The organism is Mesorhizobium sp. P3_B5, assembly GCF_056402815.1.
Map to the genome: position 1 here is coordinate 157,508 of NZ_JBFUGR010000001.1, position 12,934 is coordinate 170,441.

Here is a 12,934-nt window from a genome sequence, read left to right on the forward strand (position 1 = left end):
TCGCGCAATTGCCTGGTCACAGCGCCGACAGGGTCTCCGGCGTCGCAGGGCTCTCGAGCACCGGCGCGGTCTGGAACAGCCTGGTCATGTCGCGTAGCGTCTGCGTGGTCCGGCTGGACAGCACCGCCGGGCGCTCGGCAGCTGCGTCGGCGGCTGCCTGATCGGCATCCTTCTTCTCCGCTTCCTCGGCCTTGGCCGCGATTTCCGCGTCGATGAAGGGGTGTTCGAGGCCGGGGATCGGCTTGAGGTCGATGTTCTGGTGGGCGTAGACCATCAGCCGCTGCCACACCATCGCCGGCAGCGAGCCGCCGGTCATCTTGTTGGTCGGAGTGAAGTCGTCATTGCCGAGCCAGACGGCGGCCGTGTAGTTGCCGGTGAAGCCGACAAACCAGGCATCGCGGTAGGACTGCGTGGTGCCGGTCTTGCCGGCGACGACGATGTTGGGAAGCTGGGCCCGCCGGGCCGTGCCGATCACCGGCACCGCTGCCAGCATGGTGTTCATGTAGATGAGCGCCTGTTCCGACAGCACCCGATGCGGCGGCGGCGCATCCTTGGCGAAGTCGTAGACCACCTCGCCGGTTCGGGTGACCAGCTGCGTGATGCCGTGGCGCGAACCGACGAAGCCGTCCTGCGCGAACACGCTGTAGCCTGTCGCCTGGTCCATCACCGTCATGCCCGACGTGCCGAGCACCATCGTCTTGTGCGATTCGAGCGGCGATTCGACGCCGAATGATTCGGCCATCGCCTTGATCGGCGCGATGCCGAGATGGTCCTTGGCCAGCCGCACCGGCACGGTGTTGATCGATTTGGCGATCGCCGTGATCAACGTGACATTGCCGGCCGATCCGCCGCTGTAGTTTTTGGGCGACCAGCCGCCCCAGGTGATCGGCCCGCCTGAGACGACGGAGTCCGGCGTGAAGCCGTGTTCCATCGCCGTGGCATAGACATAGGGTTTGAACGAGGAGCCGGTCTGGCGCAGCGCCTTGGTGGCGCGGTTGAACTGGCTGGCGCCGTAGTCGCGGCCGCCGACGATGGCCCTGACCGCGCCATTGGTCTCGATGACGACCACCGCGCCCTCGGTAACGTTGTACTCCTTGCCGAACTGGCGCAGATGGAATTCCATCGATTCCTCCGCCGCCTTCTGGATGTTGGCGTCGAAGGTGGTGTGGGCGACCAGCGAATGCTGGCCGGTCTTGGCGGCGATTTTCTTGACCTCGTCGAAGGCCCAGTCGAGGTAATAGTCCGGGCTCTTCTGCTCGCCGCGGTCGACGATTTCGGCCGGATGCAGCCGCGCCTGCAGCACCTGGCCTTCGGTCATGAAGCCGGAATCGACCAGGTTCGACAGCACCACATTGGCCCGGGCGCGTGCCGCCGGCAGGTTGATGTGCGGCGCGTATTTGGTCGGCGCCTTGAACAGGCCGGCCAGCATCGCCGCCTCGGCGAGGTTCAAATCCTTGACGCTCTTGCCGAAGTAGAAATCGGCCGCCGCCTCGATGCCGAAAGTGCCGCCGCCCATATAGGCGCGGTCGAGATAGAGCTGCAGGATTTCCTTTTTCGACAGATTGGCTTCCAGCCACAGCGACAGGAAGGCTTCCTTGATCTTGCGCTGCAAGGTCCGCTCATTCGACAGGAACAGGTTCTTGGCCAGCTGCTGGGTGATACTCGAGCCGCCCTGCACGACGGAATTTGCCCGCACATTCTCGAAGATAGCGCGCGACAGGCCGAGCACGTCGATGCCGTAATGCTCGAAGAAGCGCCGGTCCTCGGTAGCCAGCACCGCCTTGATGACATGGTCGGGCATCTCGTCGACCGGCACCGAATCGCGCTGGATGATACCGCGCTGGCCGATCTCGTTGCCGTATCGATCGAGGAAGGTGACGGCGAAGTCACCCTGCGTGCGCCAGTCGCCGGTGGTAATCTGGAAGGCCGGCAAGGCCAGCGCCAAAAGGACGACGATGCCGCCGGCGCCCATCGTAAAACCTTCGCTCAACACTTCGATGATGCCGCGGCGCCAGCCGGTCACGCGGAAGCGCCGGAAAAAGATGGTGGCCGTTTCCCAGAACTGACTGGCCTTGAAGCCGATCTCGTAGAGCGAGGAATCGAGCCACGCATCCACCGCCAGCAGTGTTGCGGCGATCGGACCTCTTCTCTTGCGCGGTTCCAAAGGACTGGTCATTCCAGAATTCCGCCCCACGCCGTTACCTGAGACCCGCTTGCGGGCAATTTCAGGGCGGCGCACCAGGCAAGACTATTCGTCCATTTTAGCACCGCTCACAAGGGCGGCGAAGCCACACGGCACGGTTTGTTGACCGGGTAGAGATGGCTTTGATTCTGGTATCGTCAGGCGGAGCTCACCGTGCCGCGATGAAGCGCATGAAATGCGCGACATCAGCCTCGCTGGGCTCCAGGCCGGTAAAGCTGCGCAGATAGGCGGCCAGATGGCTGACCCGCGCCTCGACCGGCTCCTTGAGGTCAAGCACGTAATAGCCGATCTGCATGTAGTAGAGCACACGCGCCCGGATGAAGGCGTCCTCCTCGTCATAGCCGTGGCGGCGATACATGTCGCGAATGGCGCCCAGCCGGTCATTGTCGGCCTTGTCGATCGCCCGGCGCACATCGTCGGAGCGGCGCGCCCATTCGCGGATGGCGAAGTCGAGCCTGGGGTCGAACAGCCGCTCGTCGGCCCAGCATTCGAACACGTTCATGACGCCCATGATGATCGATTGCGCCTGCCGCTGCGCACGTTCGACGATCGCCTTGGTGTTGGTGTCGTGCCAGTGGGCGAGCAGTTGGTCGAGCAGATCCTGGCGGCTCTGGAAATACCAGTAGAAGCTGGAGCGCGACACGCCGAGCTTCTGGCCGAGCGGCAGGATGCGCACGCTTTCGATGCCATCCGAAATCAGTGTCTGCAGGGCAAGATTGATCCAGTCCCAGCGCGTCACCTTGATGTTGCCGGGCGCCGGCTCGTCTTGCGGAGCGATCATGATCATGGACACACAAGTGGCATGGTGCGAAGCGGTGCGCAAGCCAACTGTACACAAGTGTCTAGACACATGTGTACAGAGTTTGTATGATGAGGCTTCCAACGAGAGGGAGAGGCTCGTGAAGTCGCACTATCGTGCAGTCGTCATCGGGGGTGGGGTGGTCGGAGCCTCGGTGCTCTACCATCTGGCGCGCTTCGGCTGGAGTGATGTCGCGCTCATCGAGCGCGCCGAACTGACCGCCGGTTCGACCTGGCACGCGGCGGCAGGGTTCCATGCGCTCAACGCCGATCCCAACGTCGCCGCCCTGCAGGACTACACGATCAAGCTCTACCGCGAGATCGAGGCCGAATCCGGCCAGAATGCCGGCCTGCACATGACCGGCGGCGTCAACATGGCTAGCGATCCCGCCCGCTGGGAATGGCTGAAATCGGCCTGGGCGGTGTTCCAGTCGGTCGGCATCGAAACCGCCAGGCTGGTGACCCCCGAAGAAATCAAGGAAATCTGCCCGATCGTCGATGTCAGCGACGTGCTGGGTGGCCTTTACGATTCCAACGAGGGCCATCTCGACCCCTACGGCACCACGCATGCCTATGCCGGAGCCGCGAAAAAGCGCGGCGCCGATGTCATCCTGCGCAACCGTGTCCTCGACCTCAAGCCGCGCGCCGACGGCAGCTGGGATGTGCTGACCGAGCAAGGCACGATCGTTGCCGAGCATGTCGTCAATGCTGGTGGTCTGTGGGCCAAGCAGGTCGGCCGCATGGTCGGCGTCGACCTGCCGGTGACGCCGATGGAGCACCATTACTTCATCACCGAGGAAATTCCGGAGGTCGCCGCACTCGACAAGGAACTCGGCCTCGCCGTCGATCTCGACGGCTTTGCCTATCTGAGACAGGAGCGCAAAGGCGTCCTGCTCGGCGTCTACGAGCAGAACCCGAAACACTGGAACATCGACGGCGCGCCGTGGGACTACGGCATCGAACTGATCCCGGAAGACATCGACCGCATCAGCCCGGAACTCTCCAAGGCCTATCTGCGCTTTCCTTGCCTGGCGACGGCCGGCATCCGCAAATGGGTCAACGGCGCCTTCACCTTCACGCCGGACGGCAACCCGCTCGTCGGTCCGGTGCGCGGCCTCAAAAACTACTGGGTCGCGTGCGGCGTCATGGCCGGCTTCAGCCAGGGCGGCGGCGTCGGCAAGTCACTGGCCGAGTGGATGATCCACGGCGAGCCGCAAGCCGACATCTTTGGCATGGACATCGCCCGCTATGGCGCCTTTGCCGCCAACCGCGAGTATTTGAAACAGACGACGCGCCAGTTCTATTCGCGCCGCTTCGTCATGACCTTTCCCAACGAGCGCCTGCCCGCCGGCCGGCCGCTGAAACGGCCCGGCGCCTATGACGGCATGACCGCGGCGGGCTGCGAATGGACGTCGTCATGGGGCCTGGAAATCCCGGCCTATTTCGCACCGATGGGCTTTCGCGAAAACACCACCCTGAAGCGCTCCAACGCCTTCGACATCGTCCGCGACGAGGCGCTGCAGGTGCGCCGCGCCGCCGGCCTCGTCGATACCTCAGCCTTTTCGCGCTACGCGGTGTCAGGTCCGGGCGCCGAAGCCTGGCTCGACCGGCTGCTTGCCTCGAAAGTGCCGAAGCCGGGGCAGGCAAAACTCGCGCCGATGCTCGGCCATGACGGCCGGCTGAAGGGCGATCTCACCGTCTTCAACTGGGGCGGCGGAACGTACTGGATCATGGGCTCCTACTATCTCCGGGAGTTCCACATGCGCTGGTTCGAGGCGCATGCGGCCGACGGCGTGACCGTCACCGACCTCTCCGACATCATGACCGGTTTTCTCGTCACCGGACCGAATGCGCGGGCCATCGTGGCGCGCACGACGCATCAGGATGCCTCGTCGAGTGCCTTGCCGTTCATGGCCTGCGGCGAGTTCGACATCGGCATGGTGCGCGCGCGGGTTGCCCGCCTTTCCATCGCCGGCGAAGTCGGCTTCGAGATCAACTGTCCGGCCAGCATGCATGCCACTTTGCGCGAAACACTGCTCGCCGCCGGCGAGGATCTCGGCCTTGCCGAGATCGGCTTCTATGCGCTGAATGCGCTCAGGCTGGAAAAGAGCTTTGGCATCTGGTCGCGCGAATTCACCCAGGCCTATACGCCAGCCCAAACCGGCCTCGACCGTTTCATCGCCTTCGGCAAGGGTGACTTCATCGGTCGCGAGGCGGCGTTGCGGCAACGGGACGATGGCAGCGCCCAACAACGCCTGGTGACGCTGGAAATCGACGCCGTCGACGCCGACGCCAGCGGCTTCGAACCGGTCTGGCACAACGGCCGGCGCGTAGGCTTCGTCACCTCGGGTGGCTATGGCTATACGGTCGGCAAGAGCCTGGCGCTGGCGCTTGTCGATCGCGAGTTCGCTGGCGAAGGCACGGCGCTGTCGGTGCATATTGTCGGCGTAGAGCGGCCGGCGCGCATCATCCCGGCCTCTCCCTACGATCCCGAGGGGAAGGCGATGCGGCAATGAGGAGGTATGGCCATGGTCGATGACGCCGCACGTGACGTCAGGCGCGAGCGCCGGCGCGGACGAACCGGCGAAGCTGGCAGCGAGTCCAGCCGTCGGCCGGACTACCGTTCGCTGAAGAATCCGTTCCTGCCGCAACCGATCTTTACGAACGACCAGGTCGCCGCCATCCACGACACGGCTCTGCGGGTGCTCGAGGAGCTTGGCGTCAAGGTTCTGTTGCCCGAAGCGCGCACCCTCCTTACCCGCGCCGGCGCCTTGGTCGACGAGGACAGCCAGATGGTTCGCATCGGTCGCGATATCGTCACGGCGGCACTGGCCTCGGCGCCCAAATCGATCCGGGCGCTGGCCGGCGACCGTTCCCGCGACCTGATGCTCGAACTGGGTTCGATGACGTTCCTGGCCGGAGCCGGCGCGCCCAACGTCACCGATCTCGAACGTGGCCGGCGGCCGGGAACGCTGACTGATTTCGAGGACCTCATGCGGCTGGTGCAGCATTTCGACGTGCTGCACATGCTTGGACCCTGCATCGAGCCGCAGGACGTCGACAATCGCTTCCGTCACTATGCCGTCAATCGTGCGCAGCTGACACTGTCCGACAAATTCCCGTTCGTCTTCGCCCGCGGCACGCCGCAGGTCGAGGACAGTTTTGAGATGCTGCGGCTGGCGCGTGGTCTGTCCGAGGACGCGTTTCGTTTGGGTGCCCACTGCTATACGGTCATCAACACCAATTCGCCGCGCCAGCTCGACATCCCGATGGCGCAAGGCATCATCGACTTTGCCCGGGCAGGGCAGGTGTCGATCATCACGCCGTTTTGCCTGGCTGGCGCCATGGCGCCGATCACCGTCGCCGGCGCGCTGACGCTGCAGCATGCCGAGGCGCTGGCCGGGCTGGCGCTGGCGCAGATCGTGCGGCCAGGCGCGCCGGTGGTCTATGGTTCCTTCTCGTCCAATGTCGACATGAAGTCGGGAGCGCCGGCCTTTGGCACGCCCGAGCATGTCAAGGCGACGCTGGGCGCCGGCCAGTTGGCGCGCTTCACCGGCCTGCCCTGGCGCTCCGGCGGCGGCAGCGCCGCCAACATCTCGGATGTGCAGGCTGCGCATGAAACGCAGTTCGCGCTGTGGGGTTCGGTGCTGGCCGGTGCCACGGTGTGCATCCATGCCGCGGGCTGGCTCGAAGGTGGCCTCAGCGTCTCCTTCGAGAAACTGATCACCGATATCGAGGCGTTGCAAACGGTCGCGGAACTCTGCGCCGCCACACCCGGCGACGATGATGCGATCGGTTTCGAGGCCATCGCCGAGGTGCAGCCAGGCGGGCATTTCTTCTCGGCCGGACACACAATGGCGCGCTACCGCACCGCTTTCTACGAGCCGCTGGTGGCCGATTGGTCGAATTTCGGCAACTGGACGCTTTCAGGGTCGAAGACAGCGACCGAGCGCGCCACCGGCATCTGGAAACGGACGCTTGCCGATTTCACGCCGCCGGTGTCCGCCGTCGCCACCGCCGGCATTCTCGATGAGTTCATCGCCCGGCGCACTGAACAAGGCGGCGCGGCGCCGGTCTCGTGAGGTGGTGCCGGCCGGCGCATCGCTCTTTGCGATCAGCGGAGCCCGCCGCTCACGCGCCGGGCCCCTCCTTTGTCGTCACCGATCACGCATGCGCGTGCGGGTGATGGACGTCCCAGACTGCCCAGGCCGATGCGGCAACCACCAGCACGCCCAGGATGACATGCGTCGCCATCGCGTCAGCGTTGGGCACGAACCCCAGCAGCCAGGGTGAAACGATCAGCCAAAGTCCGAGAACAAGGTTCACCCACTCTTCCCACTCGGCGAATACGGAGAGCGTCGCGAAAGCCAGCGCACCGAGCACAACGCCAACAATCCAGGCGTTGTAAGCGGCAGTGGTTTCAGCGGCGAAACCGATTATCCAGGGTGAGACGAACAGGCAAACGGCAAGGATCAGATTGATCAGATCCTGGCCACGTTTTCCTTCCATGAGTTTATTGGCCATGACAACCTCCATAGAGAAGCTTGACCAAAGCACTGCGTTTCGCGTGCACCGCACGCTTAGTCATTGATATAATTACGCTTCAAATGGCCTTCAAGGACCTGCCCCCGGGAGGTCAGCGCAGGATGGCGACCGCCTTGCGCGAGTAGGTGGTATCGTCGAGCTGGCCGAGCATGAAGGCTGCCACATCGGCACGTGCCAATGTCGGCAGCAGGGACGCTGCCCGGATACCATTGCCGTGGCGGAATTTGCCAGTTGCCGCAGCGTTTATGAGCTTGGGTGGCCGCACGATGGTCCAGTCGAGATTGGATCGGACGATAAGGTTTTCCTTGGCCTCGTGATCGGCCACTTCATGACGCAGCACAAGCGGCACGATGACACCGCCGAGCAGCGGCCCCAATTGCCGCCGGCTGTCGCGGACGCCAAGGAAGGAAAGATAGATGAGCCGGGCAGGGCCGGTCCGCTGCATGGCATCGACGATGAAGCCGATGCCGGCAACCACGACCGGGTCATGTTTCAGGGGCACGCCGACCCCGAGACAGCTCAAAACTGCCTCATGACCGGCAATGGCGCGCTTCACCGCCTGTTGATCGGCGACATCTCCGACAATCACCGTCAGGTTTTCATGGCTGACGGCAAGCTTGCTCGGGGTGCGAACGAAGGCGGTCACGGCATGGCCTTTTGCCAGCGCCGCCGAGACGAGGACGCGTCCAGTCGCACCCGAGGCGCCAAAGATCAGCAGTTTCATCATCCGCTTCCCTGGAACTGATCAGCCCGCAGCGCCCCCTGAGGGACGCGCCGCCGCCTCACATCGGGCGCTTGTCGCCGGCCTTTTGCGGATCGCGGCGTATCGTGCCGGTGTCGGTCTGTCTGTGCTTGTCGGCGGCAATCCTGCGGATGCGGTCGAAGCGGCTTTCCTCGGCCGGCTTGGTCGCAGGAACGCCATTTGGCTTCGGGACGAAGGTAATCATCTGTCGATCTCCCTGTCGTTGCTGACTGATGGAAGTCTTCCTGACTGGCGGAAATCCTTGGCGCGCCGGGGAAGTGCTCCCGGCGGCCGTTGTTCTGGTTTGGCCCGTTCGGCTTGCCGGGCGGGCACTTCAGGCGATGGTCAGTAGCCGCCCATGCCGCCACCGGCCGAAGCCGCGGCGTCCTTGGCCGGGATGTCGGTGATCATGGCTTCGGCGGTGATCAACAGGGCAGCGATCGAGCCGGCGTCCTGCAATGCGGTGCGCACCACCTTTGCCGGATCGACGATGCCGGCCTTGATCATGTCGACATAGATCTCGTTCTGGGCATCAAAGCCCTGATTGTGATCCTTGCTGTCGGAGAGCTTGCCGACGACGATCGAGCCTTCGACGCCGGAATTCTCGGCGATCTGGCGGATCGGCGCTTCGAGTGCCCGAAGCACGATCGAGATGCCTGCATTGACATCGGCATTGGCGCCGGTCATCCCGTTGAGCACCGACCTGGCGCGCAGCAGTGCGACACCGCCGCCGGGAACGATGCCTTCTTCAACCGCCGCGCGCGTGGCGTTCAGTGCATCGTCGATGCGGTCCTTCTTTTCCTTGACTTCCGACTCGGTGACGCCGCCGACACGGATGACGGCAACGCCGCCCGACAGCTTGGCCAGACGCTCCTGCAGCTTTTCCTTGTCGTAGTCCGAGGTGGTTTCCTCGATCTGCCCCTTGATCTGCGAGACGCGCGCCTGGATGGTCGCCTTCGGGCCGGCGCCGTCGATGATCGTCGTCGTGTCCTTCTCGATCAGCACGCGCTTGGCGCGGCCGAGCATGTCGATGGTGATGTTTTCCAGCTTGATGCCGAGATCCTCGGAAATCATCTGGCCGGCGGTGAGCACGGCGATGTCTTCCAGCATCGCTTTGCGGCGATCGCCGAAGCCTGGCGCCTTGACGGCCGCGACCTTGAGGCCGCCGCGCAGCTTGTTGACGACCAAAGTCGCCAGCGCTTCGCCTTCGACGTCCTCGGAGATGATCAGCAGCGGCTTTCCGCTTTGCACGACCGCTTCGAGGATCGGCAGCAGCGCCTGCAGATTGCCGAGCTTCTTTTCATGGATGAGGACGTAGGGATCCTCCAGCTCGACGCGCATCTTCTCGGCATTGGTGACGAAATAGGGCGAGAGATAACCGCGGTCGAACTGCATGCCCTCGACGACGTCGAGCTCGGTGTCGGCGGTCTTGGCTTCCTCGACGGTGATGACACCGTCATTGCCGACCTTGTCCATCGCCTTGGCGATCATGGCGCCGACGGTGGCGTCGCCATTGGCGGCGATCGTGCCGACCTGCGCGATCTCTGCCGACGACTTGACCTTCTTGGCACGCGCCTGGATTTCCTTGACCACGGCGGTCACGGCAAGGTCGATGCCGCGCTTGAGGTCCATCGGGTTCATGCCGGCGGCAACGAACTTGGCGCCTTCGCGCAGGATCGAAGCGGCCAGCACCGTGGCGGTGGTGGTGCCGTCACCGGCGAGGTCGTTGGTCTTCGAGGCCACTTCGCGCACCATCTGCGCGCCCATGTTCTCGAACTTGTCGGCAAGTTCGATTTCCTTGGCGACGGTGACGCCGTCCTTGGTGATTCGCGGCGCCCCATAGGCCTTGTCGATGATGACGTTGCGGCCCTTGGGACCGAGCGTCACCTTGACGGCATTGTTGAGGATTTCGACGCCGCGCAGCATGCGGTCACGGGCATCGGTGGAGAATTTGATTTCCTTGGCAGACATGATTTTTCATCCAGTTCGTTTGGAGAGCAGTAAGGCATGGACAGCGTCGTCAGGCGGCTTTCTTGGTCGCCACGGTCTTGTCGATGGTCTCGCTCTTGTCGATGATGCCCATAATGTCGGCTTCCTTCATGATCAGAAGGTCCTCGCCATCGATCTTGACCTCGGTTCCGGACCATTTGCCGAACAGGATGAAGTCGCCGGCCTTGACGTCGAGCGCAATCAGCGCACCGCTTTCGTCGCGTGCGCCCGGCCCAACGGCGATCGCTTCGCCTTCCTGCGGCTTTTCCTTGGCATTGTCGGGGATGATGATGCCGCCCTTGGATTTGGTGTCGCTTTCCGCGCGCCTGATGACGACGCGGTCGTGGAGTGGCCGAAATTTCATGGGAACTTCTTTCTGGGGCCGGCATAGGCGGCCGCTGCCTCCATATAGGCCCGTTGGCACTCGATAGATAGGAGTGCCAAAAATTAATCGCGGGACGGCAGAAATATTGGGTAGTATTATTCGACCCGTTCAATTCCGGGAATTCGAAGATCGCAAAATAATCCGAAAATTGAAATTTCGCTTTCGAGTGCCTATTTTAGCGGGGAAACGCATTTTCACATTCTCGCGTCAAAAAGGAGATTTCGTCCATGGCTGAAGTCGCTCAAACGATCATGGAAAAAGCTGAGGCACGCTTCGTCGACAAGCAGAAGAAAACCGCCGAGCGCAGCAAGGCGACTGCCGAATATATGTCCGAGGCGAGGCTCCGCGTCATCAAGACGGCCAGGCTGCGCGAATTGCGGCTGGCCAAGGAAGAGGCCGACCGGGTGGCGGAAGCCTTGAACCCGACGCCGAAGAAGAAGCGGGCGGCAGTCAAGAAAGCCGTCGCCGCGCCAAAGGGAGTAAAATCATGAGCCTTACATTCCCCAACCGAAGCCGCAGCTATGACGAGGCGGGCAAGCGTATCCGCTTTGTCGGCCATGACGGCATGTTTCAGATTTCCTTCTCTGTCACCGCCGATGCCATCTCGAAGGCGCCATCGGGGACGGCGACCTCCGAGGCCACCTATCTGGCGGCCTTCGACACGGCGTCCAGCTCCATCCACGACATTGCCAGGAACGCCTATGCCCGCACCCGCAGGAGCATGTATGTGCTGACCGCGGCTGATTTCGGCTAATGCACGTCGCCCAAAACTGCGCAGCGTTTTTGGGATAACGACGTGTATGAAATCTAGGATCAGCCGGCGTCCATCTCCTCGACCATGGCCCGTATCTTCACGGCCCTTTCAAAATGGTCGAGCCGGTGGGTTCTGATCCACCATTCCGCAGCTTCCATGAGAAGTTCGGGGTCGTCATTCCTGTTTGCAAAGAACGCATAGAACGACAGGCTGACGCCGGCGCCTTTCTCCGCGATCTTGCGGTCGCAGACGTCCAGGACCTTCTGTTTCAGGCTCGGTCTCACGGCAACCCCCTGTCTGTAGAACATTCAGCCGATGCGCACCCTTCCGCGGTAATCCGCCCGGGTTACGATCAGGTCCCGCGGTCTGCTTTCGCCCGCCGCTTGACGTCTCGGCTATTCAGCCGGTCGACCGTCGCCTCGGCGTCACGCATGTTCATGCCGACCATCACCTGGTGCTTGAGCTCGACGGGCTGGCCGGTGAAAATATCGAAAATGGTCCAGCTGCCAGGCTGCTCCATGCGCAGTGCGTAGCGGTTTGCCATGCTGACGTCCTTTGATTGCCACGTTCGAGCGACCGACGCGCTGGTGTCAGGCCTTGGTGATGAAGAACACCGCCGCCAGCACAACGACTGTCCAGACCACCACGGACAGCTTCAAAACCAGGCCACCATGTGCAGACAGGGCCGCCCGCAGGCTGGTCATCGTCTTCTCCAGTCCCTTCGACGCGGTCGGCGCGGCAATCACGACCGGCGCCTTGACCCCGAGTCTTCCGAAGACAGGCAGCACCGATGGCTCGCGCACGAAAATGACCTCGACTGTTTTGGAGAAGACCAAGCGCCGTCATAGCACCGTTTTTCAAACACCTTGCATACCAAATAAAAACCAGCTTGGCCGTAAGGGGCGCCGCTGCCGCCAAGGGCCGCACATGACGACCGGCGTGATCTAGCGCCGGAACATCAGCGCGGTTAGGCTGGAACGAGAAAGCGTTGACGGGTGCGCAGCCTGTTCAACTGCGAAGGGCGAGGGGAATGACGAATGACGGCGCCCGGCGATTTGCAGCAGGCCTTGTTCCAGAGATTGAAAAGCGATGCGCCGCTGTCGGCGCTGTTGGCTGGCGCCGGCCTGCTTGAGCAGGCAACCGACAACGTCGCCTTTCCCTACGTGACCTGCGGCCTGACCAGCGCTTTTGATTGGGACACTGGCGCCGATAACAACGCCGATCAGCTGGTGACACTGCATGTTTGGTCAAAGGCCCATGGCGAAGCCGAGACGCTTGCCATCATGGACCGCATCAAGGCGCGCCTCGCCGACGCGGCGCTGGTCATCGGCCCGCGTGGCCAGACACGGCTGTCGCTGGAGTTCGCCGAGGCCCGTTATGACGAGGATCTGGCCGTCCATCATGGGCTGCTGCGCTTTCGCGCCATCACGCGGGAAGACGCCTGAGCGCTTTCAATATCGGTGAAACGGAGTCTAGACTGGACTTACGCCGGTTTCACCGGGTTGGGCGGTGAAATCT

At 63.0% G+C, this 12,934-nt stretch carries 15 protein-coding genes; 5 read left to right on the plus strand and 10 right to left on the minus strand.

Annotated elements, in window-relative coordinates:
- Window positions 1-16 precede the first annotated feature (16 nt).
- Window positions 17-2,176 carry a transglycosylase domain-containing protein gene (locus tag AC1DVW_RS00735; RefSeq protein WP_477320705.1) on the minus strand — a complete coding sequence of 720 codons (2,160 nt, stop codon included), beginning with the start codon at window positions 2,174-2,176 and terminating at the stop codon, window positions 17-19.
- Window positions 2,177-2,351: 175 nt separating this feature from the next.
- Complete coding sequence (locus AC1DVW_RS00740) at window positions 2,352-2,990, minus strand: TetR/AcrR family transcriptional regulator (RefSeq protein WP_477272027.1); 639 nt, start codon at window positions 2,988-2,990, stop codon at window positions 2,352-2,354.
- 112 nt (window positions 2,991-3,102) lie between these two features.
- Between AC1DVW_RS00740 and AC1DVW_RS00745 the strand changes: the two genes are divergently transcribed.
- Both AC1DVW_RS00745 and AC1DVW_RS00750 read left to right on the plus strand, forming a co-directional pair.
- Window positions 3,103-5,517, plus strand: coding sequence for a GcvT family protein (locus AC1DVW_RS00745; RefSeq protein WP_477320706.1), 2,415 nt, complete (start codon window positions 3,103-3,105; stop codon window positions 5,515-5,517).
- Window positions 5,518-5,529: 12 nt separating this feature from the next.
- Complete coding sequence (locus AC1DVW_RS00750; protein WP_477320707.1) at window positions 5,530-7,083, plus strand: trimethylamine methyltransferase family protein; 1,554 nt, start codon at window positions 5,530-5,532, stop codon at window positions 7,081-7,083.
- 82 nt (window positions 7,084-7,165) lie between these two features.
- Here AC1DVW_RS00750 and AC1DVW_RS00755 read toward each other — a convergent pair whose 3' ends face one another.
- The 5 genes from AC1DVW_RS00755 to AC1DVW_RS00775 all read right to left on the minus strand — a co-directional run bounded on the left by AC1DVW_RS00755 (window position 7,166) and on the right by AC1DVW_RS00775 (window position 10,641).
- Window positions 7,166-7,525: an SPW repeat protein gene (locus AC1DVW_RS00755; protein ID WP_477320708.1), complete on the minus strand. Its 360-nt coding sequence runs from the start codon at window positions 7,523-7,525 to the stop codon at window positions 7,166-7,168.
- A gap of 112 nt (window positions 7,526-7,637) precedes the next feature.
- Complete coding sequence (locus tag AC1DVW_RS00760) at window positions 7,638-8,270, minus strand: NAD(P)-dependent oxidoreductase (RefSeq protein ID WP_477320709.1); 633 nt, start codon at window positions 8,268-8,270, stop codon at window positions 7,638-7,640.
- A 58-nt stretch (window positions 8,271-8,328) separates the two neighbouring features.
- Window positions 8,329-8,493 carry a hypothetical protein gene (locus tag AC1DVW_RS00765; RefSeq protein WP_477272035.1) on the minus strand — a complete coding sequence of 55 codons (165 nt, stop codon included), beginning with the start codon at window positions 8,491-8,493 and terminating at the stop codon, window positions 8,329-8,331.
- A 140-nt stretch (window positions 8,494-8,633) separates the two neighbouring features.
- Window positions 8,634-10,259, minus strand: a complete 1,626-nt coding sequence (gene groL / locus AC1DVW_RS00770) for a chaperonin GroEL (RefSeq protein ID WP_477243782.1) — start codon at window positions 10,257-10,259, stop codon at window positions 8,634-8,636.
- Window positions 10,260-10,308: 49 nt separating this feature from the next.
- Window positions 10,309-10,641 (minus strand): co-chaperone GroES, encoded by a 333-nt coding sequence (locus AC1DVW_RS00775; protein WP_477320710.1) that lies wholly within the window; start codon window positions 10,639-10,641, stop codon window positions 10,309-10,311.
- Window positions 10,642-10,889: 248 nt separating this feature from the next.
- Between AC1DVW_RS00775 and AC1DVW_RS00780 the strand changes: the two genes are divergently transcribed.
- Both AC1DVW_RS00780 and AC1DVW_RS00785 read left to right on the plus strand, forming a co-directional pair.
- Window positions 10,890-11,153 (plus strand): hypothetical protein, encoded by a 264-nt coding sequence (locus AC1DVW_RS00780; RefSeq protein WP_477272040.1) that lies wholly within the window; start codon window positions 10,890-10,892, stop codon window positions 11,151-11,153.
- Complete coding sequence (locus AC1DVW_RS00785) at window positions 11,150-11,416, plus strand: DUF1488 family protein (RefSeq protein WP_477243788.1); 267 nt, start codon at window positions 11,150-11,152, stop codon at window positions 11,414-11,416. The genes AC1DVW_RS00780 and AC1DVW_RS00785 overlap by 4 nt, the downstream gene beginning before the upstream one ends.
- A 59-nt stretch (window positions 11,417-11,475) precedes the next feature.
- Here the strand turns inward: AC1DVW_RS00785 and AC1DVW_RS00790 are convergent, their stop codons facing one another.
- From AC1DVW_RS00790 to AC1DVW_RS00800, 3 genes are all read right to left on the minus strand, one after another.
- Window positions 11,476-11,700, minus strand: a complete 225-nt coding sequence (locus AC1DVW_RS00790; protein WP_477272042.1) for a DUF6500 family protein — start codon at window positions 11,698-11,700, stop codon at window positions 11,476-11,478.
- A 68-nt stretch (window positions 11,701-11,768) separates the two neighbouring features.
- Window positions 11,769-11,960: a hypothetical protein gene (locus AC1DVW_RS00795; RefSeq protein ID WP_477320711.1), complete on the minus strand. Its 192-nt coding sequence runs from the start codon at window positions 11,958-11,960 to the stop codon at window positions 11,769-11,771.
- 46 nt (window positions 11,961-12,006) lie between these two features.
- Complete coding sequence (locus tag AC1DVW_RS00800) at window positions 12,007-12,219, minus strand: hypothetical protein (protein WP_477243793.1); 213 nt, start codon at window positions 12,217-12,219, stop codon at window positions 12,007-12,009.
- A 234-nt stretch (window positions 12,220-12,453) separates the two neighbouring features.
- Between AC1DVW_RS00800 and AC1DVW_RS00805 the strand changes: the two genes are divergently transcribed.
- Window positions 12,454-12,861: a DUF3168 domain-containing protein gene (locus AC1DVW_RS00805; RefSeq protein ID WP_477272046.1), complete on the plus strand. Its 408-nt coding sequence runs from the start codon at window positions 12,454-12,456 to the stop codon at window positions 12,859-12,861.
- Window positions 12,862-12,934: the final 73 nt, after the last annotated feature.